A 24,749-nucleotide genomic window follows, 5' to 3' on the forward strand; every position below is an offset into this window, starting at 1 on the left:
CAGGAAAAACCAATGAAACAGCGCAAACTAGGTAATCAAGGATTAGTCGTCTCAGAGCTAGGATTAGGCTGTATGGGCATGTCTGAGTTCTATGGCACTGCTGATGAATCAGAAGCGATCGCCACCATTCATCGAGCCTTAGAGCTAGGAGTCACTTTGCTAGATACTGCCGATATGTATGGCGTGGGTCACAACGAAGAGTTAGTGGGTAAAGCCATCAAAGACCATCGCGATCGGGTGGTGATCGCGACTAAATTTGGCAATGTGCGCGGCAGCGACGGCAGCTTTTTGGGGATAAGTGGCAAGCCCGATTATGTCCGCTCTGCCTGTGATGCCAGCCTCAAGCGCTTGGGCGTGGACGTGATTGATTTGTATTATCAGCATCGAGTTGATCCCAACACTCCGATCGAGGAAACTGTCGGCGCGATGGCGGAGTTGGTGCAAGCCGGAAAGGTGCGCTATCTGGGTCTTTCAGAAGCCGCGATCGCCACGATTCGTCGTGCTCAAGCCGTGCATCCTATTTCTGCACTTCAGACAGAATATTCACTCTGGAGTCGAGAGCCAGAAGCCGAGATTTTGCCTACCTGCCGCGAGTTAGGCATTGGTTTTGTCCCCTACAGCCCTCTGGGTCGGGGGTTTCTCACGGGCAAGATCAAGAGCCTAGATGATTTATCTGAGGGCGATTTTCGGGCTGAACGCTATCCCCGCTTTCAAGCTGAGAATATGCAGCACAATCTAGAGTTGGTGCAGCAAGTTGAACAAATGGCAGCCGATAAAGGTGTCAAAGCTGGACAGTTGGCTCTGGCGTGGGTTTTGGCGCAGGGAGAAGACATTGTGCCCATTCCTGGCACTAAACGCCGCACTTATTTAGAGGAGAATATTGCAGCCACCACAGTGACTTTAACTCAAGCCGAGCTAGACCAAATTGGAAAAGCGCTACCGCTAGGAATTGCGGTGGGCGATCGCTACACAGACATGAGCAGCGTCAATCGTTAGGATCGAAGAAGCTTTTGTAAGCTAAACATTACTGTGACTTGGGAGCGTGACCCTTTTTAAAATTGCCCGATCGTTCGCGATCGGATTAGTTGGAAACAAGTCTGTGCCGATCCTTCACGATCGGATTAGTTGGAAACTTGAAGTTGGCAGTCCGAGCTTCTTCAAGCACTCCAGTTGTACTGATTCTTCACGGTCGAATTAGTTAGAAACGTAAGCCGCTCCTCATCAGAGCGGCTTTTTTATACGTTGAGCCGATTGTTCGCGATCGATACAATAGCCAAAAAGCTATAATCCCATCAAGCTGCAATCAGGCAATTACAGGTTTTACTTGGCCGAACTAAAATGACTACAACGCTTGGCAAGCCATCGTCGCTGCTGCATGAAATTCGCATTGAGAAAGTCGATCGCTGGAATTTGTTCAAGTTCAGCGAATTTCTACAACTTCGCATGGAAAACCTTCTCGACAAAAAGAAAGCCGACCAACTCACCCCCGAAGAAATTGCAGAACTCGACGCGATTGCAGAACTCGATCGTATCTTCACCCATGTCAACGCAATAATCGCTGCTCACTAGATTTGATAAAGCGCCAGCTTTCAACCGTCTGATCGCCCATTCTCCCAGCACTTCCTTTATCCTAAAAGATGCGATTTAACGACTGAGGACTTTGAATTCATGGCACGTCTAGCACTGCTGAGTGTATCTGACAAAACAGGACTGATTGATTTAGCGCGAAGCCTGGTCGAAGAATTCGGGTTCGACATCATCAGTAGTGGTGGCACTGCAAACGCATTAAAACAAGCTGGATTGCCTGTCACAAAAGTTTCTGATTACACCGGAGCGCCCGAAATCTTAGGCGGACGAGTGAAAACACTGCACCCACGCATTCACGGCGGAATCTTGGCGCGGCGCGATCTGCCCGAACATTTGGCAGACTTAGAGGCGCAGCAAATTCGCCCGATCGACCTCGTTGTCGTCAATCTCTACCCCTTTGAGCAAACGATCGCTAAATCCGATGTGACTTTAGCAGACGCGATCGAGAACATCGATATCGGCGGCCCCGCAATGCTCAGGGCATCGGCTAAGAATTTTGCCCATCTAACGGTGCTGTGCAATCCGACTCAATATGACGCTTATCTTCAAGAATTGAGACACAACGGAGACGCTTCGCTCTCGTTTCGTCAGAGTTGCGCGTTGCAGGCGTTTCAGCACACTGCTAGTTACGATCGTGCCATTTCAACCTATTTAGAGGCACAGCAACCTTCAGAAAGTGCTGGACTTCCCACTAACTTGACTTTAACAGGGCACCAAATTCAAGCCTTGCGCTATGGAGAAAATCCGCATCAACCTGCTGCCTGGTATCAAACCGGAGCCACTCCCACAGGTTGGGCATCTGCACCCAAACTTCAGGGCAAAGAACTGAGCTACAACAACTTAGTTGACCTAGAAGCCGCCCGACAGATCATCGCTGAATTCGCTACTTTAGACAATGATCCAGCCGCAACGATCGTTAAACATACAAACCCATGTGGATCGGCGATGGGATCATCGTTGTCAGAAGCATATGAGAAAGCGTTTAACGCAGACTCTACTTCAGCATTTGGGGGAATTGTGGCACTCAATCGGGCGATCGATGTCCCAACCGCCACCGCAATGACCAAGACCTTTCTAGAGTGCGTTGTCGCTCCAGGATGTGACGCTGAAGCCCAACAAATTCTGCAAGCTAAATCTAAACTGCGGGTGTTGTTGCTGCCGGATTTGCAAAGTGGAGCCAAAGGAACCGTGAAACCGATCGCCGGAGGATTTCTAGCTCAAGCCTCTGACGATATTATGGCTGACCCGACTCAGTGGCAGATGCCAACCGAGAAAAAACCGACTCCAGCCCAGCTTGCCGAGTTGTTGTTTGCCTGGAAGATCTGTAAGCACGTCAAATCCAACGCGATCGTCATCACCCAAAATCGCACCACGATCGGAGTCGGCGCAGGTCAGATGAATCGAGTCGGATCGGTCAAAATCGCCTTAGAGCAAGCAGGTGAAAAATCAACCGGAGCCGTTCTTGCCAGCGATGGATTTTTCCCGTTTGATGACTCAGTGCGAACGGCGGCAGCAGCCGGAATTGCGGCGATCGTGCAGCCCGGAGGAAGTCTGCGAGATCAAGACTCGATCGACGCAGCCAATGAGCTAGGCATCGTCATGGTGTTCACCGGAATTCGGCACTTTTTGCATTAAACCAATTATGCTAAGTTTTACAACATTCCTCGCACACGGAGAACTCTCGATGCCCTTGGACAAGATTCCAGAGTCGGTTAAAGTCTACAGTCAGTTTTTGCACCCTGTTTTGATGTGGGTGCTGTTTGCGTTGACCCTTTACGCCTTATATCTAGGCGTTCAAATTCGTCGGACTCGCGCCGCAGAAGGCGATCTCAAAAAAGAGCTGATCAAAGGAAAGTTCAATGTAAAGCACTATCAGATCGGGTCGGTAGTGTTGGCGCTGATGGTGGTAGGTTCGATCGCTGGAATGGTCATCACTTACATCAACAATGGCAAGCTGTTTGTTGGGTCGCACTTGTTGGCAGGGTTGAGTATGACGGCGTTGATCGCGGTGTCGGCTTCTCTATCGCCGTTTATGCAAAAAGGGCAAGACTGGGCACGCTATACGCACATTACTTTGAATGTGGTGATTGTGGGTCTGTTTAGCTGGCAAGCGCTGACGGGTGTACAAATCGTGCAGCGAATTATTAGCAAACTGTAGGACGCGATCGGAGTTCTAATTCCGCAATGTTCAACCCCTGAGCTATTGATCATTCAGGGGTTCTTTTGATCAGTATCGATGAGAGCAGGATTCCAAGACTCAGAGTAAAGTTTGTGCAGATTATTCCAGACGATGCGATCGTGGTTCGAGGCGGGCGCAATCGTCCAGAAGATATTCAACGGGCAACTGGAACTCATCCCAGTGGTGTGACTGGGATTTCAGTCGAATGTGAAGTTAGGATCGTCACTAGCAGAATTAGCAGCGACCATTCCACACGGGCAGGTAGGTGTTAAAAGGGTTAGTGAAGTTCGCAAACTAGGTGGAGATGTCATCCGAACCTCTGGAAGAAGCCCAAATCATGCCACTTTGACAGGCTTAACTCCAAAGGAAATTAGCAACCTCTTAATCCCAACAGTTCCGAGTCCATCACAGCAGGTTTAATTTGGAGCAGCTTTATGAACCGTCCCAGAATTTTTGCAGACTTCCATAATGCGGATGCCCAAGGGCGATTACGTCTAAATTGTATTGGCACGATCGAAGATCTATCCCGTCATCGAATCGAGTTACAGAATGGTCGGTTATTGACGCTTTATAGTGAAGAGTTAGAAGTTGACGGAGCAGTGCAGTACTCTGAAGTAGAAAAAATATGGGTTGCGACCATTGATTGGCATCAAATCAGACCCGTCGAAGAGTGCGTCGCCCAAGCGAAATTGTAAGGGTTACTTTGTCTTCCGGTCAGGACTGTACTTGAAGTGGGTTTGTTAAAATTGCCAAGTTCGTATCATTAAGCTTTTTCATGAAACCCAGTCTACGCAGTGGAAAACTTACGCAATGGAAAGACGATCGTGGATTTGGTTTCATCCAGCCCGCTGATGGAAGCAAGGACGTTTTTCTACATATGTCTGAGCTTCAAGATGCGACCCGTCGCCCGCAGGAAAACGACACGATTTACTACTACCCCATAGTTGACTCAGATGGCAAAATTCGGGCTTGCAACGCTTTTATTCTGGGAGCGAGAAACAAATCAACTTCTCCCTGGGGGTTTTTGATTGGCAACGCTAAACTCAGTGCTGTACCCAGATCGAACTTTCCCATATATGAGGTATTGTTGCTGTCGATTTTGCCTTTGTCTGGAGCTACTCATTTTACTCTAACAACGCGCAATCCCCTTCCGCTGATTCTCTATTCTGTCATGAGTTTAGTGACTTATGCTCTATACGCTAAAGATAAATCTCGTGCCCAACGAAGGCAGTGGCGAACTCCTGAACAAACGCTGCATCTGTGTGAACTGGCAGGCGGATGGTTAGGCGGGTTTATAGCCCAGCGAATGTTGCGCCACAAAAGTCAGAAAGCGTCTTATCAAACTAAGTTTTGGACGATCGTCGCAGTTCATCACATCGCTTGGCTGGTTTGGCTGGTTTGGGGCAAAACGAGATGGGTCTAGTAATCCATCCCAAACTAAACAGTGAGAACGAGCGATCGTGAAGACGAAAGACAGTGACTTGAAATTGGCTGGTTAAAACTGCACAGTGTGTAGCAGTAAAACCCGGTCTATGCAGTGGAAAACCTTATTTCACGATGCAAAATGACTTTTTAACAGATTCAGCCGAGGTGTGAACCTTATAATTCCAAGTGACTTTATACGAATTGCTGAACTGAATGCTTAATATGCTGACTTACCTGGTGATTTTGCAGATTTGTTTTTAATTGTGATTTCTGAACGTTTGAATGTTGCTGCTATTGCAACGCTAGACAAAGATTTTGATATTTATCGTCGCGATCGCAGCCAGCCTGTCGATCGTATCTTTCGCCCCTAATTCACTGTGAGGAAGACTGCATGAGTTACCGCATGAATCGCCGCGCCTACGCTGAAACATTTGGCCCAACAGTGGGAGATCGGGTGCGTCTCGCTGACACCGAACTGATCATCGAAGTCGAACAAGACTACACTACCTACGGCGAAGAAGTTAAGTTTGGTGGCGGTAAGGTGATTCGGGATGGCATGGGACAATCACCGATTACGAATGAAGATGGCGCAGTTGATGCGGTGATTACGAATGCGTTAATTCTAGACTGGTGGGGCATTGTCAAAGCCGATGTTGGCATTAAAGACGGTAAGATTGCAGCGATCGGAAAAGCCGGAAATCCCTACATTCAAGACAACGTAACGATCATTATTGGCCCCGGCACCGAAGCGATCGCGGGAGAGGGCATGATCCTCACGGCTGGCGGCATTGATACACACATTCACTTTATTTGTCCGCAACAAATCGAGGTCGCGATCGCTTCTGGCATCACCACAATGATCGGTGGAGGCACCGGGCCTGCCGCCGGAACCAATGCCACCACTTGCACACCCGGGCCCTGGAATATCTATCGAATGCTGCAAGCCGCCGACGCGTTCCCGATGAATATTGGATTCCTCGGCAAAGGCAACAGTTCGCAGCCTGCCGCCCTCGAAGAACAGGTGAAAGCGGGTGTGATCGGGCTAAAACTGCACGAAGATTGGGGAACAACTCCCGCCGCGATCAATAACTGTCTCAACGTGGCTGACGAATACGACGTGCAGGTTGCCATTCACAGCGACACCTTGAATGAAGCCGGGTTTGTTGAAGATACGATCGCGGCCTTTAAAAATCGCGTCATTCACACCTATCACACTGAAGGTGCAGGCGGCGGACATGCCCCTGACATCATCAAAGTTTGCGGCGAAGCGAACGTGTTGCCGTCCTCCACCAATCCGACTCGCCCCTACACGCTAAATACGCTAGACGAGCATTTGGATATGCTGATGGTCTGTCATCACCTCGATCCCAGCATTCCTGAAGATGTGGCGTTTGCCGAATCGCGAATTCGCCGAGAAACGATCGCCGCCGAAGATATTCTGCATGATCTGGGTGCGTTTAGTATGTTGTCATCTGACTCGCAAGCCATGGGTCGGATTGGTGAAGTGATCATTCGCACTTGGCAAACCGGACACAAAATGAAAGTTCAGCGCGGTGCATTAGCAGAAGATTCGTCACGCAATGACAATCACAGAGCCAAACGCTACATCGCAAAATATACGATCAATCCTGCGATCACTCACGGCATCGCTAACCACGTCGGATCGATCGAAGTCGGTAAACTGGCAGACTTATGTCTATGGCGACCTGCGATGTTTGGCGTTAAGCCTGAAATGGTGATCAAAGGCGGCATGATTGCCTGGTCACAAATGGGCGATGCTAACGCCAGCATTCCCACGCCGCAGCCTGTGCATATGCGGCCGATGTTTGGCAGTTTTGGAGGTGCGATCGCGGCGACTTCGCTCACCTTTCTCTCTCACACGGCCCTCAAAAAGGGCATTCCCGACCAGCTAAATTTACAAAAAACCGCTGTTGCTGTCTCAGGCATTCGCAATCTCACCAAACGCGATATGAAGCTCAATGATGCGTTACCACATATCGAGGTAGACTCCGAGACCTATGAAGTTCGTGCTGATGGACAGTTGTTGACCTGTGAACCTGCAACGGTCTTGCCAATGGCGCAACGCTATTTCTTGTTCTAATCTGGCGATTACTTCCTATCTGCTTCACGTTTCTTAAATGTTCTCCTCCGAAATTTTCGAGCGCACGGATGAAGCCTTGAGAAATGAATCAAAGCATTCAGCCTTCTTAATCGTCACCTATGTACGAGCAGCTAAAAAACTCTCAACTCGCCCGTCTTTTTTTAATCACGTTTCTGATTCTCGTTCTGCAAATTCCGACTGCGATGCTGCAAGGGTTGGTGAGCGATCGCCAAAACTTGCGTCAAGAAGCAATCAGCAGCATTACCTCTAATTGGGGACGTGAGCAGACTATCCTTGGGCCGCGGCTTTATGTGCCTTATATTCGGCGATCGCAGGTCGGCAAAGATGAAAAATCTGAAGTCAAATACGGCACCTTTTTGCCCGATGATTTGCAGGTGAGCGGCAAGCTCAAAACAGAAGTGCGCTATCGAGGCATTTTTGAAGTGCCAATCTATCAAACAAAACTAGATATTCGCGGTCGGTTTGTCCGTCCCGATGTCGTAAGTTGGGGAGTGCGTCCCGAAGATGTTTTGTGGGATCGCGCTGAACTGAGTTTGCAAATCTCGGATGCTCACGCCATTCAAACCCAAGCGACCCTGGACTGGAATCAAAAATCAATTCCGTTTACAGCCGGACAAGGCAAATATGGCGGCCCCGAACAAGGCATTCACGCCAATCTAAAAGACCAGATCAAGGGCGAAAGCTTTGATTTTGCAATTCCTCTCACGGTTAACGGCAGCGAGAAAATCGCCTTTGCGCCCTTTGGCAAAGTTACCAAAGTCAGCCTCAACTCTGACTGGACAAATCCCAGCTTTCAGGGCGTATGGTTACCCGACCAGCGATCGGTGACTTCCAAAGGCTTTGATGCCACATGGGATATTCCATCTCTCGGTCGCAACTATCCTCAACAGTGGAACAATGAATCACCCGTTAACCCCGAACTGATTCAAGCATCTCTGTTTGGAGTCGATCTGATTTCGCCCGTCGATAACTATCGCATGAGCGATCGCAGCATCAAATACAATTATTTGTTCTTGATTTTGACGTTTGCGGTGTTTTGGCTGTTTGAAACCGCAACTCGTCTGCGCGTTCATCCCTTGCAATATCTGCTGGTTGGGGTGGCGATGTCGATGTTTTATCTCTTACAACTGGCAATTTCTGAACACCTGGGGTTCAAAATCGGCTATCTAACCGCTACGGGTGCAGTAGTTATCTTGCTTACCGCCTATTCGACATCAGTGCTGCGAGCTAAAAAACGGGGCGCGATCGTCGGAGTCATGCAGGCAGCACTCTACAGCTATCTCTATGTGGTGCTGGCAAACCAAGACTATTCGCTATTAATGGGTTCGATCGGACTATTTGTCTTCCTGGCGATCATCATGTATTTCACCCGCCGCATGGAGTCGCTAGAGCCGCCTCTCAGCCCCAAGCGTGTAGAACCGCAACCTGAGCCACCTTCTCCAGAAACACTTTGATTGAGAACTCAGTTCAGTCAAGTTAAGCTCAAGGGTAGGGAAAGATTTCCCTACCTTTTTTGATCAGTCAATCTATAAAATCTTCTAATCAATGACCTCGCAAACCGATTTAACGAAATGTGTTGAATCTTTAGGACTCGCTCAAATCCAACGTCACGTCTTGATCTGTGCCGACCAAACAAAACCCTTATGCTGTTCTAAAGAAGCAGGGTTGGTTGCTTGGAACCATCTAAAAAACCGTTTAAAGGAACTCAAACTCGACACCCCGACGATCGAGCGTCCTGACTGCATCTTTCGCACTAAAGCTAACTGTTTGCGCGTTTGCGATCAGGGCCCGATTATGGTGGTCTACCCTGACGGAGTTTGGTATCGAGCCGCTAGCCCAGAAATTATCGATCGCATCATCCAAGAACACTTAATTGAGAACAAAATTGTGCAGGAATACGCATTCCTAACCCATCCGCTGCCAACTCCCGTCAAGTCTGATGCAACTTAAGACCCACGCAAACCTCGGAGGTTTAACCAAGAATCAAGCATCGTGACCGACAGTGGCTTAAACCTCCGAGGTTTTGGTAAAGTCAAATCTGCTGTGTTTAGTCGCGTAGCGACGAGTTCTCTAAACCCCTTTCGGTTTATTAGACCTCCTGCATGAATAAAATTCTCGACGTAAATCACCCTGCGATCTCGCCCCCTAACCCCCAATTCGGGAGGAACTGGAGTTCAAAGTCTCCCAGAATTGGAGGATTTAGGGGGCGTTTCCAGATTTGTGCAGGTTTATTGCTGCACCGATCTTAAGGCGGCAAAAAAACATCTGTCTCCTAAATTGCGATCGGCTCATTAGCCAGAGAGTGTTAAATTTTCCGAGCAGTCGTATATAATGACACGAGAAACAAAGGGTAATTAATTTACGCTTTAGTCAACGACCAGAAATAAACAACTTTTCGCTGGCTGCTTCAAAGCTTCTCACAAGAAAAACAGGGCTTAACAAAGTTTCCGTTAACTTAGACGGCTAGTTTTGTAAAATATGTCAGTTAATAGAACTCAGTTTCTAACCGTTAATCCCGATTCAGGCAGAGCGAGTGTCACAGCATGAAGGAAACCAGCGCCGGAAATCACAAACGATTGCTGTTGATTGATGATGACCCTAACTTGATTTTGCTAGTCAAAGATTACCTTGAGTTTCGCGGCTATAAAGTCATCACTGCCGAAAACGGTCGTGAGGCTCTAGAAGTTTTAGAGCAAGAAACGCCAGATTATGATTATCTGCGATGTCATGATGCCAGAGATGGACGGCTACTCGCTGGTGAGCGCCATCCGCCAAGACCCCAAAACCAGTTGGATTCCGGTGCTATTTCTCTCGGCAAAAGGGCAGAGTCAAGACCGCGTGAAAGGACTCAACATTGGCGCAGACGTGTATATGGTTAAGCCGTTTGAGCCAGAAGAATTAGTCGCTCAAGTTGAGTCTTCTCTCAAGCAAGCTTCGCGACTGATTCAGCACAAAGACTCTAGAGGGGGAGACAACACGCCCAAGATTCAGGTGCCGTTTGACGTTGAGTTAACGCCGACTGAGCTGCGGGTAGTGCAATTTGTGGCGCGGGGCATGGCAAACCGAGAGATTGCTGAAGAGTTAAATGTCAGTCAACGCACGATCGAGAGTCACGTCAGCAACATGCTGGGCAAAACTGGGCTACACAATCGCACTGAGTTGGCACGGTGGGCGATCGAAAACAGCATGGCGTAGGTCACTCTTTTCATTTTTAAATAGTCACCCATGGATAAGCCCATCGGTGACTATTTGTTTGTCCAGACTAGAACGTGAACGTTGCACGAACGGTGCCAATCACCACATCATTATTGCGGTTGTCATGATTGGGAGCCGTCAGCCAAACAATGCCAGGAGTGAGGGCAATGTTGTCAGTCAACTGATATTGATAGAAGCCTTCGACGTGCAGAGAAGTGTCACGATCGCGCCCAAAAGCTTGCCCTAACGCACCACGACTGCCTGTGACTTTAGGTTCTTGACCGACGATAATGCCTGCCAGGTTGCCTTTTTTGCCCAGGTCGGGAAACGCCAAACCGACTTGCCAGTTCCAGATATCAAAACTGCCTCTGCCACCTGTTACAGCCTGAGCGTTGGTATAGCCAACAGAGCCGTTGATATTAATCTTAGGACTTAGCTGAAAGGACGCTTCAATGCCGTAGGCATCGGTAGAGAAGGCTTCCCCTGTGCTTTCGCGAAAGTTGGCAAGGTCACTGCCGACGCTGCCGTTTGCAGTAAAGTCGTTGTTGTAGGCATGAATGTAGGTTAACCCTAATGCTAGGGCTTCGCTGGGCTTAAAGGTCAACTGGGCGATCGCGCCATACGACCCGTTAAACAACCCCGCTCCATTAGCTGGGTTAGCCGGATCGTTGGCCAGATAGCCTAAGCTGAGTTCCAAAGCATCGCTAAACGAGTGTCTGAGACCCAAACCTGCCCCATTCACCAGATAGTAGATCGAGTTGCGAGTGCCAAAGTGGGTCAAGGCACCTGTTGCGCCGTCCCCATCTAAATAGGGATTGAGCGTGTCGGTGAAATCGTCGATCGCTCCGGCATTTGCTTCGATCGTGACCGTCGTCTTGCTACCTAAAGGAAACTGATAGAGCAGGGCATCAATTGCGACTGAGTTATCACCATCGGCTGCAAACCGGAAGTTTCCTTCCCGTGTCAGTAAGTCGCCATTTACTCTATCCGTAGGCAGCGCTGCTAGGTTGAAAGCCTGTAGACGGGTTCTCAGCAAGTCATTGCCCGTGAAGCTGGTGTCAAAGTTGAGACGAACGCGATCGCCGATGATCGTATTCTTCGAGACTTCTCGACCACTGATCGTTCTGCCTGCTGCAACCCCTGCAATGCCGATCACCACTTCTCCACTGAGCTTGGTGGTCGTCGAAAATTGCTGCTTTTCTAACGCTCCCGTGCGCGCTTCTAGCGCATCAACTCGACCGCGCAAAGTTGCCAGTTCTACAGCAAATTCTTCCTGGAGTCTTTGCAGAATTGCAAGGTCTTCTTTCTTGACTAAATCAGCCGTGGCGGCAGCAATCAGTTCATTGATGCGATCGAGACACGCATTTAAGCCTGCCGCAAACTCAAAGCGAGTCGTAGCGCGATTGCCGCGAAAGGTTTTGTCGGGATATCCCACAATGCAGCCATAGCGCTCAACTAAAGATTGCAGCGCCTGAAATGCCCAGTCAGTCGGGCGCACATCTGACAGTTGAGAAACTGAGGTGACTTGAGATAAGGCAGTCTCGCTCGAATCACTGACCTCAGACTCTAAGGTTGTCTCGGCGGCTTGAGCAAGCTGCATCGGCTCAGTCTTAGCAGACACCACTGCTGGAACGTCAGCCGCAGTTGCCACCGATGAAACGGTTAGACTGGCTGCCACGATCGCTGGGTTTAGCCAGAAAGTCTTGAAAAGAAGGTTCGTCATAGGGGTCGTGGCCTCACATCAGGTGAATGAATGGGTTGCGTTAGTGGATTTGCTCAACTCAATGAAAGCCAATCAAATCTACAAAATGATAATAATTATCGTTCTTATTCGCTTGCTTGGACGATAACTCTTAACCGTCTTATTATGTTTTGATGAACCTTGTCAAGCTTTTTTGCCATTAATTCTCAATAAGCTTAGAGCCACTGGCTCACCAAGACCCTCTGATATCCCCCCCTAGGGGATCAAGAACGAGTATAGATCTTGCTTTATTACTGCTGATCAGTACGCCTTATTGAGAGGCTTTTCACAGAATTGCTTCTTCTCTTTTAAGGGTGTTGAGGCGCTTGTAGCTAAGAATTGTGTCTAAAGTGCGTCTATTTGGTTTAATAACTTGGTGATTTGAGCGCGGCTTGCTGGAGACTCTTGGGGTTGTTTCTTTAACCACGCGATCGCCCTCGGTTTATCTTGCTGCGCCATCAGAATCAGCGCTCCCCAAGTTTGCACATCCTGCCGAGTTGGATTCACCCGCAGCAGGGCGCTGATTCGCTTCCACAACCGCCCTGAGTCACTCTTTAAAAGACTAGTGATCTCGTCTCGATCGTTCGGGGACGCTTGCAGCACTTGCGTTGCTTTTGCCCATCGTCCATCCACGAGATTGACTAAAACCTGTTGACTCACATTTGCCCAAGGTTTTTCGGCTTGCGATTTTGTGACTTGAGCGTGGCGCTCTACCAAATCCATTTGCGCTTGGGCATTGGCTGACCACCCTACTCGGCGATTTTTAACCGATCGCAAAAACTCCAAAGCGGTTGACCACAAGCCGTTTCGCGCTAAAAAAAGAGCATCGACAAACGCACCATTGTCTAACGCGGGTTCGGTGAGCGAAACCGGGAGAAGCTGTAGCGGATCGGGGACAAACTTGCGCGCTCTTACCTGATAAGCTTCAAAACGGGGTTCTAGCCCGATCGATTGATTGACGACCAGCGTAGACAGCATGCCCTTCGCTCGTTTTTGCCAGACTGGAGCTTCTCCGATCGGGCTTGTCCAGCGCAGCAAAATGCTCAAGTGAGTCTGACCGGGGTTGTAGTGAACAATTTCTCCATAGGCAACTGAGTGGTCTCCTTGCGATCGCTGCCCGCTCAGGTTGAGCCAAACGCCCTGGGATGGCGCTTTATCTTCAAAGCGTTGCAGTGTGGTCAGGGGCAGGGCACGGGTTGAGCCTTGATCGTCGCCGCCCGCCTCTGCAAACGGTGCCAGCACAAATGACTCGTCTACCCCAGTGATCGGAAGCTGACTGATTAGCTGAAGATAGTCTTGTTTGCCCCGACGATGACTCTCAAGAATCGGACGATAAACTCTTAGCTCTGTAACGCGATCGCAATCAAGGTCACAGGATTCTCTGCGAGTCAACACGGGCAACAGCAGATCTGAAGATTTTTTAGCCGCTTTTAGATTGGTTTCTAATAAAAGCGGGTCGCCAGTCGTGCGTCCGGTTTTCTTCAGGGCTGCCTGCAATTCTGTTAGGGTTCTCAGGTCATCCGACCCTACGACTAAAATTTTTGACCCTTCTGGCAGATATTGATTGAGCCAAATCACCGATCGCGGATCGAGAATAAATTCTACACTCAGCCATGCCCCGCAGATCAGCAGCGCTACCGCTCCTGACAGCAGCCCGATCGCGCCCACCGTTCCCCATTTGATTTGAAAAAACGCCCTAGAAATTGAAAAGGGTTTCATGATTTCAGAGAAACGAAAATTGCCGTGATAGAGATGACAGACGACCCCTAAAAAGAATGTTATACGCGGTATGGAGGATTAGAGACTAACCCTTTATAAAAATAAGTTGGACGATCGGACGGTTCCCAACACTTGAGCCTGCAAAGAGATACGTTAATATAAGGACGTGTAAAGATTCATCTCGAAAATAGAGTTAAAACGCATGGTGTTATTCGGATTTGGCAAAAAGCAGAGCTTGCCCACCCCTGAAGAAGCCTTACCAGGGCGGGCAGAAAAGATGCCAGTGCCTTCAAGCCACTATGTCAACGGCAACCCACTCCAGCCGCCATTCCCAGCCGGAATGCAGACGGCTCTATTTGGCTTTGGCTGTTTTTGGGGCGCAGAGCGTAAGTTTTGGCAGCAAAACGGGGTCTTCACGACCGCAGTCGGATACGCAGCCGGAGCTACCCCAAACCCTACTTATCAAGAAGTCTGCTCAGGGAGAACTGGACATAACGAAGTCGTTCTAGTCGTCTTCGACCCCAGCGTGGTCAGCTATGAAGACCTGCTGAAAGTCTTTTGGGAGAGCCACAACCCAACGCAAGGGATGCGCCAAGGTAACGATGTTGGAACGCAGTATCGATCGGGCATCTACGTCTATTCTGACGAGCAGCGCCGACTCGCAGAAGCGTCTCGCGATGTCTATCAGCAAGCGCTAAAGCAAGAAGGGCACGGAGAGATTTCGACTGAGATTATAGATGCGCCTGAGTTTTACTACGCAGAAGCCTATCACCAGCAGTATCTTGCTAAAAATCTCGGTGGATATTGTGGGCTAGGTGGCACGAAGGTTTGCTTTCCTAGTGTCGAAGTCAGTTAATTCACATTACTGGCTTTCGAGATGATCTCTTCTAAAAAGCGGCTCACAGCTTCGTAGAGTGGCGCAGGCAGATTCTTCTCGAACCATTGCCGCACATAAGCCATCGTCGTCAGATTTAGCTCTTGAGTCGTGAAGATTTCTTTGAGTTCTTCTAATCGCTCTAGCGCTCGGTCTTTCACCTCAGAAGGCGCGTTATCTTCGACGAGTTTCCACACGTCGCTAAACTTGTTTTGCAAGTTTGTCAAATCGCTCTCTAAGACAATCTCTGACACGGCTTCTGAAGGGAAATCGCGATCGCTCACAGGGTTCAAACTCGGTGGAAAGACTGTCTTGAAGTAGCCACTATATTTCTCTTCTTTATAGATCTTCTCCAGCAGCTCATAGATCTCTGGGTTATCTGGAGCAATTTCCAAGGCTTGCTTTAATGCTGCTTTTGCTTCTTCTAAATGTCCTTCATCTCCAAGTTCTTCGCCATATTCCCATAAGGCTTGGAGAAACCCATCTTTTGCCCGCACGGGATCAACGCGGTAGGCACGATCGTAATATTTCACCGCTTGACTAAAGTTGCGAATCTCCATCACGCACTCTGCGAGATCAAACAGGGCCCCAAAGTGGTTGGGGTTTGCCGCCAAAATGGGACTGAGCCGACTGATAATGCTCAGGGTGACTCCAAACGGACGCGCTTTTTTGATTTCTTGATAGAGATGGTCAATTTCGGGGTCAAGCCGCTCTAGTTCCCAAATTTCGTGCTGGAGGGCGTGTCGTCTGACCAACCATCGCCTGACTAACTCGATCGTCACTCGAAACGTGGCAATTCTGGGCGGAATGCTGGTTCCGGTGGGTCGATTTGACCCCACAGGTTGCAGAAACTTCCAGTCAGAGAGATGAAACACAGCATCGTGTAGAGGCGGCGTGAGACTGACTCCGAGATCGCGCAGCAGCGCTAGTGGCTCTTCTTGGGTGAAACTTAAAATTGAGGCATCGTCAGCCTGATCAGCGATCAGTTTCGTCTCAGGCACTTCGGCGGCGGCTGCGAAAACGACTCGTTCTGGAATCGGCAATCCATCCCAAAACCAAGCTAACCCGCCTTCACCGAGTTCGAGGGCTTTTTCGACAATGCTGTCAACATCGGCGCGAGTCACCTGCCAGCGATTTTCTTCTCTGGCGTGAGAAAACACGGCAAAACAAACCACTTGCGTAAAGTAAGGATGACCTGCTGAAAGTTCTAAAATTGCGTCGATCGCGTCTTGGCTATAGTCCAGCAAACCCTCGGCAGGTTTGGTGATCAGCCGTTCTGCACTGCGGCGATCGAGTAGCCCAACTTCTTGATTGGGTGCCTCACGAAATAGGCTCACTAGTTCGGGCAAGTCGTTGAGTTGCCGCCCCACCACTGGAATGATGTAGAGATCAGGATGGTGATAAACCTCCGATTGGAGATATTGAAACAGATGTCCTGCTGCTACTTTAAGGCTGTAGAACGCGTCAAATTCGTCGAGCAACAGCACTAGATTTTGAACGTTGAGGGCTTGGCGCAGTTGTAGAAGGAAACGATCGACAAAAGTCCTGGGATCAGCTTCTAGTTCTGCGATCGAGGGCAGTGCGATCGCGTCCATCAAACTAAAGTGCTCTAGCGAATCTCTCGCGAGTTCGTGCAAAACTTCACCGAGGGGTTTTTGGCTGTCGCCCTCTAGTGAAAGCGGAACAAAGGCAAACTGTTCCAAGTCAACGAAATTAGGAATCTGCGCCAGCACCGATGACTTCCCAATGCGGCGCTGACCGTGCAGCAAAATCACTTGAGAACCCTTGTAGAGGCTGTCTTCCACGAACCGAAACAGACTCTCGCGTCCAAAAAATAAGTTCGGCTCCGTAATCGGGCGACCGATAATGTAAGGATTTCTCCGAGCGATCGGAAAACGCATAGATAAGTTTTAGCTATTTGGCTAGATTAACCCTGGATCAATCCCTTCGGCAATGCTGCCGACACTTTTCCCAACCATTCCAGGATAGATGGCACCTCTTCTCTATGCTGCCACAACCAGCGAATTGCTTTTGTAACGTTCTCTGCCTGTTTGTGACTCATGAGATTGAGGAAGCCTTTTTGGCGATCGTGAAGGGTCTCTTCGGTGCTGTTTTCAATTTCCTTGACCACCCACCATTCCATCATTGAAGAGGCAAACTCATAGGACTTTTGGCTGTCCTGCATTTGCGATATCACCACGCCTCGCTCTTCTAAATCGGTCAATTCTCGTTCTTTTTGGCTAAAGACAAGATTGGTGTCACCTAGATCATAGTGTTTTTTATGCAGGCGACCTTTTAACCCACAGAGGGCAATCAGCATCATCAGCGTTTGCTCGATCTCACTAGCCAGATTCCACATGTCTTCAAAATAGTGAACGGTGGTGCGCTGAAAATCTTTTGCAAATGCCTCCGCGTTGGGAATGTGACCCGTCCGCAGTTCACGATAGAGCAGATGTCCGGCGTTTTGCAGCAAAGCCGGGTTGCCGTCAGCAATCTCTCGAATGCCGTCTCTGAGCGCTGGGGTCATCGGCATACAGCCTAGCAGCGCCGCCACTTCTGTCTCGTCAAAAGGCTTGAGAGGCTGAAATAAATAGTGGTTATACCACGGAGAGCCATCGGGTTTTAATTTAGGCCCAAGTTCATTAAGCCGTCGCAGTGAAGTGACGACCATCGAGAGAAACTGCCGCTCTCTGGAGTGAGAAGCAATGTTTCGGCAATCGCTCAAGAAAACAGCAATGTCACTATCGCTATAGCCTGCTTGCGATCGCAGCGCCGCATCATAATCATCGACCAGCAGCACGAGAAATTTGTTTTGCTTGCCTAGATATCGCAGCATCGATCGTAGCCCGTCCTTCGTCGTGTTGCCCTGCTCCAAGAACTTACCAACTTCTGTCTGCAATACTGGCTCTTTTTCTAAAGCCTCTTGGGTAAGCAGCATGATCTCGCGCCAGAAGTTGACAGCACTAAATGGAGTAATGCTCAAACAACTCAGCAAAACGATAACTGCGCTAGAGGGATCATGTCCTCTCAGTTGCCACGCTTTGGGGGAAGCTAGAAGTTCTAAAAACGACGATTTGCCAATGCCAGGCCCGCCCCAGATGGCGAGATTGCTGCGACTGAGAATCTGATCAAACGCGGTCTCGATCGCAGAGGTGCGCCCCGCAAAACAATCTGGCGGAACGGGTCTACCGACAATAAAGGGATTTTGAGTGATCGGGCTTTCAGTCATCGGCAGTTCTCCTGGATCGGAGTAGGGCAGTGCTTTATACCTTCGATCGTAGCCCGAACCCCTTTAGATTAGCTACTCACGCCGTAACAGGAGTTGCTTTACTCAACGGTGCGACTCCTGCCAGGTCAAGAATTTGCGGAATCAGATCTTCTCGCTTCACCGCCATCATGTGTACGCCTTGACAGAGTTGGCGAGCGGTTTGCACCTGTTCTGCGGCAATCATCACGCCTTCTTGCAGAGGATCAGAGGCGCGTTCTAAGCGATCGATAATGTGTTCTGGAATTTGAACTCCTGGCACACAGCGATTAATAAATCGAGCATTTTTTGCAGACTTGAGCAGAAAGATTCCCGCTAAGATGGGCTTTCCGGCAGGTGAACCGAGGTGATCCATAAATTTTTCTAAGCGATCGAAGTCCGAAATTAGCTGACTCTGAAAAAATTGCGCCCCCGCCTCTACCTTGCGCTCAAACCGACGCTGTAAACCTGACCAACTCCCACACTGCGGGTCAACTGCCGCGCCGACAAATAGACTGGTTTCTCCATCAGTTAGAGGCTGATCCTTCCAATCAGCGCCTAAATTGAGCTTGGCGATCAGTTGCAGCAAGCGCACTGACTCTAGCTCAAACACGGCTTTTGCATCCACATGATCGCCTGCCTTCACGGGGTCGCCCGTCAACGCCAAAATGTTGTAGATCCCTAGTGCGTGGGCACCGAGCAGATCGGCTTGTAAGCTGATGCTGTTGCGATCGCGGCACGCCACTTGGCAAATCGGCTCGATGCCCTGTTGCAGCAGCAGCGCTGACGACACGAGCGAACACATCCGCATCACGGCTCGACTGCCGTCTGTGATATTCACCGCATGGACTCGCCCTTTGAGCAGTTGCGCCATCTCCAGCATATGAGCAGGGTTGCCGCCTTTAGGAGGAGCCACTTCAGCCGTGATCAAAAATTCGCCAGACTGAGCAGCAGAGCGGAACGATGGGAGCGGGTGTGAAGGGTGAGACATGGGCGATCGGGGTTAGAGCTTTAGCTATAGGGTATCGGTGATTGGTTCAAAATCTGAAGCTGATCCCAGCAATTTACAGGAACTTAAAGTTCAGCACCGCATACCCTCATAGATCCTGAGTAATCCAGGATTCTTCATCGGTAAATGGTCTGAATTTTGGCATTCCTGAACGTAGGGATGATCTGAGTAGGGGCAATCTCTACGTGGTTGCCCTCCGTCAGGGGTAGGCACGGGGGCGCTACCCCTACAGCCATTCGACCCCTCTGATTTTGCAACGCCGGAGTTTCTACCGTTCTCTTTTTTAAAGAGGCAAGGTATATCCCATTGCTTTCTTCGCTTTGGTTAGGGTTTCGTTGGCGATCGCAGATGCTTTTTCGCGTCCGCTTCGCAGCACCGATTCTAGATATCCCTGGTCATCCATGATGGCTTTATATTTTTCTTGGATTGGCTGCAAGGCACTAATCATCGTTTCTGTCAGCAATGGTTTGAACTGCCCCCAGCCCATCTCTCGACATTCTGCGGCAACGGCTTCTTTGGTCTGGTTAGACAAAATCATATACAGCGTCAGCAGGTTGTTGCACTCAGGACGCTCAGGATCACCAAACACTAGCCCTCGAATCGGGTCAGTTTTGCAGCGCTTAATCTTGTTTTGAATCACCTCTGGCGGGTCTAGCAAATTGATCCGGCTCAACTCAGACGGGTCAGACTTTGACATTTTGCGAGTGCCGTCGGTGAGGCTCATCACTCGTGCGCCTTCCGATCGGATCAGCGGAGCGGGACGTTTGAGAACTGGCTGTTCAGGAGTGGCAAACTTGTGATTAAACCGATCGACTAAATCGCGAGTCAGTTCTAAATGCTGTTTTTGATCTTCGCCGACGGGCACTTTATCTGGCTCATAGAGCAAAATATCAGAAGCCATCAGCACCGGGTAAGTCAGTAAGCCCGTTCCCACGTCTTGCCCCTGTTTCACCGCTTTCTCTTTAAACTGGATCATGTCTTCTAGCCAGTTGAGCGGCGTAATGCAGCTTAACAACCAGGCAAACTCGGTGTGCGCCGGGACGTGTGACTGCACAAAAATCGTAGTGTATTGTAAATCTAAGCCACAAGCGAGATAGAGCGCTGCGATCGTGTAGGTATCTGCCGCCAGCGTTTCTGGGTTGTGGGGCACCGTAATGGCATGGAGGTCTGCTAAGAAGAAGTAGTTATCATATTGACTTTGCCCTTCGACCCAGTTGCGAATGGCTCCTAGATAATTACCGAGGTGAAGATAGCCCGTGGTTTGAATGCCAGAAAGAACTCGCTGCCTTGTCATAAGTTTGAAGAGTGAAACAGGTTAAAGCGCCTGTCGATATCATTAAGAGAGGTAACAACTGAGTCGTGCTGCTGAAGAAACAGTCTTCAGTTCACCTATTATCACCTGCAACCTAACCCAGTTTTCAAAGCTTCAGTCTGTATTTGTGACTAAGGGTCTTACTTTTAATGTTTCTCTTATGAATTCTCAACTAGATTCTGGTTTAAAGCCGCTGGTGGTCGGCTGCTGGCAGATCGACGATCGGAGTTGGAAAGCTATCCCAGAAGCCAAGCTAGAACGGGCGATCGATACCTATCTAACGTTGGGGAGCAAAGGTTTTGACACCGCAGACATCTACGGGCGCAGTGAACAAGTTTTAGGACGGTTGCTCAAAGGACGCGACACGATCGTGCTGACGAAAGCGGTCTTTTTTAGTGGAATTCCGACTCCTAACCAGATTCGCAGCAAAATTGAAAACTCGTTACGGACTTTGCAGCGCGATCGCCTCGATTACGTTCAAGTTCACTGGCATAATCCTCAGCTTGATTTTTCTTCGACCTTTGCACTGCTCAATGAATGGGTCGAGCAAGGTAAAATCGTCAAACTGGGCGTGACAAACTTTGATACTCCGATGCTAGAAAAAGCTTTGCAAATGGCTCCGATCGCGACTCATCAGGTGCAATACAGCTTGATCGATCGTCGGGTCGAAGCGTCAATGCAAGCGCTCTGCCTCAAACACAACATCAGACTTCTCGCCTATGGCCCTCTAGCAGGGGGATTTCTATCTGACAAGTTTCGCGGGGTGAAAGCGCCCCAAAATGCTGCTGACCACGCTCGATCGTTTTATTACAGCAATATGATTCGGACTCACGGCGGCTGGTCGGCTGTGTTGGATCTGTTAGAAACGCTGGCGCAAATTGCCCAAAAATATGAAAAGACGATCGCTCAGGTTGCCTTAAACTGGGTCAGCCAACAGCAGGGCGTAGAAGCCGTGATTTCTGGGTTGACCCTCGATCGTCAGCAGATTCAGCACAATGTTGAAGCATTTACCTGGAGTCTGGAATCGAGCGATGTGCAACAGTTATCAGAGCGATCGTCAACGTTGTTTCAGCAAACGGGCGATGTTTACTCCTATGAGCGTTAGTCACGTCGCCCTTTCGATTCGATACTTTTTTCGAGACATCGTTCTAGAAGCTCTACTCGATGAATACACCGAAAGCGACGAGGGTTGAGAACTACTGGGTAAGTCCGCTCTCCTAAAGGTTGGTTGAGATATTGCCAGAGCGGGAAATCGAATTTGAGAAGATTTGAAAGCATGAGGGAGGTATCCAGGTAGCAGGGATGAGCAGACACCCACTCGAAAAAAATCACCTGTCGGGAGTCTGCCAACTTTAAGATGCCCAACTCTGGCAACATTCTTTTGATAGAGATCGTGGAATCTTTCATCGCATCTTCGATCGCGAGAGGGCATGTGTGCTAACGATCGCGAGAGGGCATTCGATAGAAGTGGTTCACTCCGATGATGAATTCGGGAAGCCCCCTAAATCCCCCAAAATTGGGGGACTTTGAACCGGAAGTTTTGGCTTGAAGTCCCCCAAATTGGGGGATTTAGAGGGCAGAAGCCGCTGAGAACGAAGCGAAAAACCTCGTCGAACTCACGTTAAATCAAATTGGGATGACTCAAGTCTAGTGATGGGCCGATAGTTCTACGATCGCTTGCCCTAACTTGTCGTACTGATCCAATGTGTTGTAAATCTGGGCAGAAATGCGAACTAATCGGTTAGGCGCAGATGGGTAGGGCACGATCGGAACTTCAATCCCAAACTTTTCTAACAGCGCATCCTGCAACTCAATATACGACCCATCGGATAGCGGCACCGTTGCTAAAGAGCCAATCATCTGATCGGGGCAAGGCGGCGCAACCTCCAAGATTTCGCAAAGAATTTTTCTGGCAGCGATCGCCTTAGCTCGATTCTGAGCCATCAACTCAGACCAGCCACCCGGCAACAGTGACCCCATAAATCGGATCGCTTCTGGGACACATAGATAAGCGGTGGGATCATCGGTTCCTGTCCAGTCAAACTCTAAACGAAATTGAGACCGATCGCAGCGTGGCGAATTGGCTCCGTGACTGATGGTTAAAGGACGAATCTCAGCTTGTTTGTCGCGTTGCACATATAAAAAAGCGGCTCCTTTAGGGGCGCAGAGCCATTTATGACAGTTGCCTGTGTAGTAAGTGGGGGCGATCGCCGTCAAATCCAGAGCGACCATTCCAGGTGCGTGGGCACCATCAATCAGCGTATCGACTCCTTGAGCGGTCAATGCGTGAATGATCTCCGCGATCGGAAACACCAATCCCGTTTGACTGGTAATGTGATCCAGCAATGCCAGACGAGTTTTTGAAGAAACGGCTTGCAGAATTAGCTCGATCGCTTGTTGAGCAGACTCGATCGGGTAAGGGACTTCTGCCACCACAATTTTTGCGCCCGATCGCGCTGCCACAAACTCCAACGCATTTCGACAGGCGTTATACTCCTGATTGGTGGTCAGCAGTTCGTCTCCAGGCTCAAACGTGAGAGAACGCAGAATCGTGTTGATTCCAGTCGTAGCATTGGGCACAAAGGCCAGATCGTCGGCATCTGCACCCACAAACGCGGCGAGATCAATTCGTGCCTGGTCAAGCAACTGTTCTAAATCTCGCCCAAAAAATTGCAGCGGCTGTCGCTCAATGCGCTGGCGTAGGTGTTGTTGTAGTGCCAACACTGGCAATGGACACGCGCCAAACGAGCCGTGATTGAGAAACACGATCGCAGGGTCAAGCGACCAATATTGCGCCCAATTTGGTTGTGATGGTTTGATCATAAGTTATGCCAATTTGATTGATGCAACAGTAGGGACATGGCACTGCCGTGTCCTTTTACAGACGATCGCAATTGTTTTTGAAATTGGTATTAATTAGTTGACCACAATGGGATGGGGATCGCAAAATTATAAATCAATCGAATTTCGATCAACAATAGAGGAAATGGCATTGAGGTCAAACGATGGGACAGTGTGAACGGCTAGTTTTGATGGCAGAAGATGAGTTAACGCAATACAGCACTGATGCCCGCAAGATTGAAAAACTGAGACAGAAGATCGGTTTATCAGTCAACGCCAAAGACCAGCAGGAAGTTAAAGAAACGCTGTTAGCAGAGATGCCCACCGACCCGATTCGCAAGTTAGTCGAAACCCAGCGTCAGACCGCGGCTTTGCCGTTTTGGGGAATCGCTGGTTTAGGTTTGCTGTTTGGAATTTCATCATTTCAGCCTTTAGATTTTATTGCCACGATCGTCGGGGGTGCGATCGCGTTCAACATCCAAAAACTGGGCTGGCAGCTTCAGGCAAAGCGGCTGATTATCCGCACGTTAGAAGACATTGAAGAACGCCGGAAAACTCCGATCGCGTGAGTGAGTGTAAGCAAATCACGAAACAATTTTGCAAAATATAGCAAGATTGTATTGGCGATCGCAAGATAATATTCAACTTCAATTGGCAAGGGTGCTAGAGTTGCCACATTCTTTAATTGCACCGATTGCAAACACTATAGTTTTTTGAACAGAGACGAGCAAGTGAACTTCTTAGAGTTTCAGTTGTGGATGAACGATCGCTTCCATAACACACTCAACTGATATTACTGCAAGTAAATAATTGTGGTTAAGGTAACTTCATCAGTGGATGCAGATCATGACAATTAAAGTTTTGAGGACTTTATGGTTAGCTACTCTGGGGATATTGAGCATCGTTTTAGGAGGCTCTGATGCTCGGTCTGCCAGTTTGCCCCAGGCGGATGAAGGTTTCCAACTCCGATCGCGCAGTCAACCAGATTCTAATGATGTTGAAGAAGCTGACGAAATCGAACAAGTAACCTCAGTTTCTCAACTCACAGATGTTCAGCCAACCGATTGGGCATTTCAAGCGTTGCAATCTTTGGTAGAGCGCTATGGCTGCATTGTGGGTTATCCCGATCGTACTTACAAAGGCAACCAAGCGTTAAATCGATATGAGTTTGCGGCTGGCTTAAATGCTTGCTTGAACAAAATCAATGAACTGATTGCGGCTTCTACGGCTGATCTGGTCAAGAAAGAAGACTTGGTTGAAGTGGACCCCCAAGACCAGACGGTTTTCAGGGGGTGAATAAGCTAGGGATTGAGACTCTCAGATCCGTTCGCCTTCGTGTTTAAGGTCTCGATTGCTTTGTCATTCCATTTGTTTCTTTAGATTATCACAATATACTTGATTTGAGTAGGTAGGCGTAGAAAAGTTGAGTTGGATGAAGTTGTATTAAGTGTCTTCTGCCCTGAACCGAAAGCGTTCAACCGTATGTCCATGGGCTTTAGCT

Annotated in this window: 22 protein-coding genes and 1 pseudogene; 15 read left to right on the plus strand and 8 right to left on the minus strand. The window is 49.2% G+C overall.

The window, feature by feature from the left end; translation table 11 throughout:
* Positions 1–12: 12 nt before the first annotated feature.
* The 11 genes from C7B65_RS10700 to C7B65_RS10755 all read left to right on the plus strand — a co-directional run bounded on the left by C7B65_RS10700 (position 13) and on the right by C7B65_RS10755 (position 10,508).
* Positions 13–996 (plus strand): aldo/keto reductase, encoded by a 984-nt coding sequence (locus C7B65_RS10700; RefSeq protein ID WP_073071600.1) that lies wholly within the window; start codon positions 13–15, stop codon positions 994–996.
* A 342-nt stretch (positions 997–1,338) separates the two neighbouring features.
* Positions 1,339–1,569 carry a hypothetical protein gene (locus tag C7B65_RS10705; RefSeq protein WP_073071598.1) on the plus strand — a complete coding sequence of 77 codons (231 nt, stop codon included), beginning with the start codon at positions 1,339–1,341 and terminating at the stop codon, positions 1,567–1,569.
* 99 nt (positions 1,570–1,668) lie between these two features.
* On the plus strand, positions 1,669–3,222 hold the full coding sequence (gene purH / locus C7B65_RS10710; RefSeq protein ID WP_073071596.1) for a bifunctional phosphoribosylaminoimidazolecarboxamide formyltransferase/IMP cyclohydrolase: 1,554 nt from the start codon (positions 1,669–1,671) through the stop codon (positions 3,220–3,222).
* Positions 3,223–3,271: 49 nt separating this feature from the next.
* The gene (locus C7B65_RS10715; RefSeq protein ID WP_073071595.1) at positions 3,272–3,745 is read left to right on the plus strand and encodes a DUF4079 domain-containing protein; all 474 of its coding nucleotides are present in this window, start codon (positions 3,272–3,274) and stop codon (positions 3,743–3,745) included.
* Between the two features lie 113 nt (positions 3,746–3,858).
* The gene (locus tag C7B65_RS28340) at positions 3,859–4,038 is read left to right on the plus strand and encodes a hypothetical protein (protein ID WP_219898477.1); all 180 of its coding nucleotides are present in this window, start codon (positions 3,859–3,861) and stop codon (positions 4,036–4,038) included.
* A 162-nt stretch (positions 4,039–4,200) separates the two neighbouring features.
* Positions 4,201–4,461 (plus strand): hypothetical protein, encoded by a 261-nt coding sequence (locus tag C7B65_RS10725; RefSeq protein ID WP_073071593.1) that lies wholly within the window; start codon positions 4,201–4,203, stop codon positions 4,459–4,461.
* Between the two features lie 80 nt (positions 4,462–4,541).
* The gene (locus tag C7B65_RS29595) at positions 4,542–5,189 is read left to right on the plus strand and encodes a DUF1294 domain-containing protein (protein ID WP_073071591.1); all 648 of its coding nucleotides are present in this window, start codon (positions 4,542–4,544) and stop codon (positions 5,187–5,189) included.
* A 393-nt stretch (positions 5,190–5,582) separates the two neighbouring features.
* Positions 5,583–7,292 (plus strand): urease subunit alpha, encoded by a 1,710-nt coding sequence (gene ureC / locus C7B65_RS10740; RefSeq protein ID WP_073071589.1) that lies wholly within the window; start codon positions 5,583–5,585, stop codon positions 7,290–7,292.
* A gap of 119 nt (positions 7,293–7,411) precedes the next feature.
* Positions 7,412–8,767, plus strand: a complete 1,356-nt coding sequence (gene creD / locus C7B65_RS10745; protein ID WP_073071587.1) for a cell envelope integrity protein CreD — start codon at positions 7,412–7,414, stop codon at positions 8,765–8,767.
* Between the two features lie 91 nt (positions 8,768–8,858).
* A complete protein-coding gene (locus C7B65_RS10750) occupies positions 8,859–9,263 on the plus strand; it encodes a (2Fe-2S) ferredoxin domain-containing protein (protein ID WP_073071585.1) in 405 nt (134 codons plus the stop codon).
* A 759-nt stretch (positions 9,264–10,022) separates the two neighbouring features.
* Positions 10,023–10,508: a response regulator transcription factor gene (locus C7B65_RS10755; protein WP_317615815.1), complete on the plus strand. Its 486-nt coding sequence runs from the start codon at positions 10,023–10,025 to the stop codon at positions 10,506–10,508.
* A 67-nt stretch (positions 10,509–10,575) separates the two neighbouring features.
* On the opposite strand, the gene C7B65_RS10760 is transcribed toward C7B65_RS10755, so the two are convergent.
* Complete coding sequence (locus tag C7B65_RS10760) at positions 10,576–12,231, minus strand: iron uptake porin (protein ID WP_073071583.1); 1,656 nt, start codon at positions 12,229–12,231, stop codon at positions 10,576–10,578.
* Positions 12,232–12,594: 363 nt separating this feature from the next.
* Entirely contained in the window at positions 12,595–13,968 is a 1,374-nt protein-coding gene (locus tag C7B65_RS10765; RefSeq protein ID WP_073071581.1) for a hypothetical protein, read from the minus strand.
* Positions 13,969–14,170: 202 nt separating this feature from the next.
* Here C7B65_RS10765 and msrA point away from each other — a divergent pair, with 202 nt between their 5' ends.
* Complete coding sequence (gene msrA, locus C7B65_RS10770; RefSeq protein ID WP_073071579.1) at positions 14,171–14,824, plus strand: peptide-methionine (S)-S-oxide reductase MsrA; 654 nt, start codon at positions 14,171–14,173, stop codon at positions 14,822–14,824.
* On the opposite strand, the gene C7B65_RS10775 is transcribed toward msrA, so the two are convergent.
* From C7B65_RS10775 to trpS, 4 genes are all read right to left on the minus strand, one after another.
* A complete protein-coding gene (locus tag C7B65_RS10775) occupies positions 14,821–16,743 on the minus strand; it encodes an ATP-binding protein (protein ID WP_073071577.1) in 1,923 nt (640 codons plus the stop codon). The two genes, msrA and C7B65_RS10775, sit on opposite strands and share 4 nt — an antisense overlap.
* A gap of 26 nt (positions 16,744–16,769) precedes the next feature.
* Positions 16,770–18,071, minus strand: coding sequence for an ATP-binding protein (locus C7B65_RS10780; RefSeq protein WP_073071575.1), 1,302 nt, complete (start codon positions 18,069–18,071; stop codon positions 16,770–16,772).
* A gap of 76 nt (positions 18,072–18,147) precedes the next feature.
* Positions 18,148–19,077, minus strand: coding sequence for a methylenetetrahydrofolate reductase (locus C7B65_RS10785; protein ID WP_073071573.1), 930 nt, complete (start codon positions 19,075–19,077; stop codon positions 18,148–18,150).
* Positions 19,078–19,378: 301 nt separating this feature from the next.
* The gene (gene trpS / locus C7B65_RS10790) at positions 19,379–20,389 is read right to left on the minus strand and encodes a tryptophan--tRNA ligase (RefSeq protein WP_073071571.1); all 1,011 of its coding nucleotides are present in this window, start codon (positions 20,387–20,389) and stop codon (positions 19,379–19,381) included.
* 178 nt (positions 20,390–20,567) lie between these two features.
* Here trpS and C7B65_RS10795 point away from each other — a divergent pair, with 178 nt between their 5' ends.
* Entirely contained in the window at positions 20,568–21,512 is a 945-nt protein-coding gene (locus tag C7B65_RS10795) for an aldo/keto reductase (RefSeq protein WP_073071569.1), read from the plus strand.
* Here C7B65_RS10795 and C7B65_RS10800 read toward each other — a convergent pair.
* A complete protein-coding gene (locus C7B65_RS10800; protein WP_143162049.1) occupies positions 21,509–21,814 on the minus strand; it encodes a hypothetical protein in 306 nt (101 codons plus the stop codon). The two genes, C7B65_RS10795 and C7B65_RS10800, sit on opposite strands and share 4 nt — an antisense overlap.
* Before the next feature lie 240 nt (positions 21,815–22,054).
* Positions 22,055–23,230 carry an aminotransferase class V-fold PLP-dependent enzyme gene (locus C7B65_RS10805; RefSeq protein WP_073071565.1) on the minus strand — a complete coding sequence of 392 codons (1,176 nt, stop codon included), beginning with the start codon at positions 23,228–23,230 and terminating at the stop codon, positions 22,055–22,057.
* Positions 23,231–23,412: 182 nt separating this feature from the next.
* Here C7B65_RS10805 and C7B65_RS10810 point away from each other — a divergent pair, with 182 nt between their 5' ends.
* Together C7B65_RS10810 and C7B65_RS10815 are read left to right on the plus strand one after the other, a co-directional pair.
* Positions 23,413–23,817 (plus strand): hypothetical protein, encoded by a 405-nt coding sequence (locus tag C7B65_RS10810; RefSeq protein WP_073071563.1) that lies wholly within the window; start codon positions 23,413–23,415, stop codon positions 23,815–23,817.
* A gap of 277 nt (positions 23,818–24,094) precedes the next feature.
* Positions 24,095–24,502: pseudogene (locus C7B65_RS10815) on the plus strand (iron uptake porin); the annotation flags it as partial.
* Positions 24,503–24,749: the final 247 nt, after the last annotated feature.

It is taken from the genome of Phormidesmis priestleyi ULC007 (assembly GCF_003003695.1).
Taxonomy (GTDB): domain Bacteria; phylum Cyanobacteriota; class Cyanobacteriia; order Leptolyngbyales; family Leptolyngbyaceae; genus Phormidesmis_A; species Phormidesmis_A priestleyi_A.

Excerpts from the sequence above, each read along its gene's own strand:
- trpS (WP_073071571.1), bottom strand. The coding sequence starts at position 20,389 with ATGACAAGGCAGCGAGTTCTTTCTGGCATTCAAACCACGGGCTATCTT.
- C7B65_RS29595 (WP_073071591.1), top strand. The coding sequence starts at position 4,542 with ATGAAACCCAGTCTACGCAGTGGAAAACTTACGCAATGGAAAGACGAT.
- C7B65_RS10780 (WP_073071575.1), bottom strand. The coding sequence starts at position 18,071 with ATGACTGAAAGCCCGATCACTCAAAATCCCTTTATTGTCGGTAGACCC.
- C7B65_RS10705 (WP_073071598.1), top strand. The coding sequence starts at position 1,339 with ATGACTACAACGCTTGGCAAGCCATCGTCGCTGCTGCATGAAATTCGC.
- creD (WP_073071587.1), top strand. The coding sequence starts at position 7,412 with ATGTACGAGCAGCTAAAAAACTCTCAACTCGCCCGTCTTTTTTTAATC.
- C7B65_RS10765 (WP_073071581.1), bottom strand. The coding sequence starts at position 13,968 with ATGAAACCCTTTTCAATTTCTAGGGCGTTTTTTCAAATCAAATGGGGA.
- C7B65_RS10805 (WP_073071565.1), bottom strand. The coding sequence starts at position 23,230 with ATGATCAAACCATCACAACCAAATTGGGCGCAATATTGGTCGCTTGAC.
- C7B65_RS10750 (WP_073071585.1), top strand. The coding sequence starts at position 8,859 with ATGACCTCGCAAACCGATTTAACGAAATGTGTTGAATCTTTAGGACTC.
- C7B65_RS10715 (WP_073071595.1), top strand. The coding sequence starts at position 3,272 with ATGCCCTTGGACAAGATTCCAGAGTCGGTTAAAGTCTACAGTCAGTTT.
- purH (WP_073071596.1), top strand. The coding sequence starts at position 1,669 with ATGGCACGTCTAGCACTGCTGAGTGTATCTGACAAAACAGGACTGATT.
- C7B65_RS10785 (WP_073071573.1), bottom strand. The coding sequence starts at position 19,077 with ATGTCTCACCCTTCACACCCGCTCCCATCGTTCCGCTCTGCTGCTCAG.
- C7B65_RS10810 (WP_073071563.1), top strand. The coding sequence starts at position 23,413 with ATGGGACAGTGTGAACGGCTAGTTTTGATGGCAGAAGATGAGTTAACG.
- C7B65_RS10725 (WP_073071593.1), top strand. The coding sequence starts at position 4,201 with ATGAACCGTCCCAGAATTTTTGCAGACTTCCATAATGCGGATGCCCAA.
- C7B65_RS10775 (WP_073071577.1), bottom strand. The coding sequence starts at position 16,743 with ATGCGTTTTCCGATCGCTCGGAGAAATCCTTACATTATCGGTCGCCCG.
- C7B65_RS10700 (WP_073071600.1), top strand. The coding sequence starts at position 13 with ATGAAACAGCGCAAACTAGGTAATCAAGGATTAGTCGTCTCAGAGCTA.
- C7B65_RS10760 (WP_073071583.1), bottom strand. The coding sequence starts at position 12,231 with ATGACGAACCTTCTTTTCAAGACTTTCTGGCTAAACCCAGCGATCGTG.
- msrA (WP_073071579.1), top strand. The coding sequence starts at position 14,171 with ATGGTGTTATTCGGATTTGGCAAAAAGCAGAGCTTGCCCACCCCTGAA.
- ureC (WP_073071589.1), top strand. The coding sequence starts at position 5,583 with ATGAGTTACCGCATGAATCGCCGCGCCTACGCTGAAACATTTGGCCCA.
- C7B65_RS10755 (WP_317615815.1), top strand. The coding sequence starts at position 10,023 with ATGATTATCTGCGATGTCATGATGCCAGAGATGGACGGCTACTCGCTG.
- C7B65_RS10795 (WP_073071569.1), top strand. The coding sequence starts at position 20,568 with ATGAATTCTCAACTAGATTCTGGTTTAAAGCCGCTGGTGGTCGGCTGC.
- C7B65_RS10800 (WP_143162049.1), bottom strand. The coding sequence starts at position 21,814 with ATGAAAGATTCCACGATCTCTATCAAAAGAATGTTGCCAGAGTTGGGC.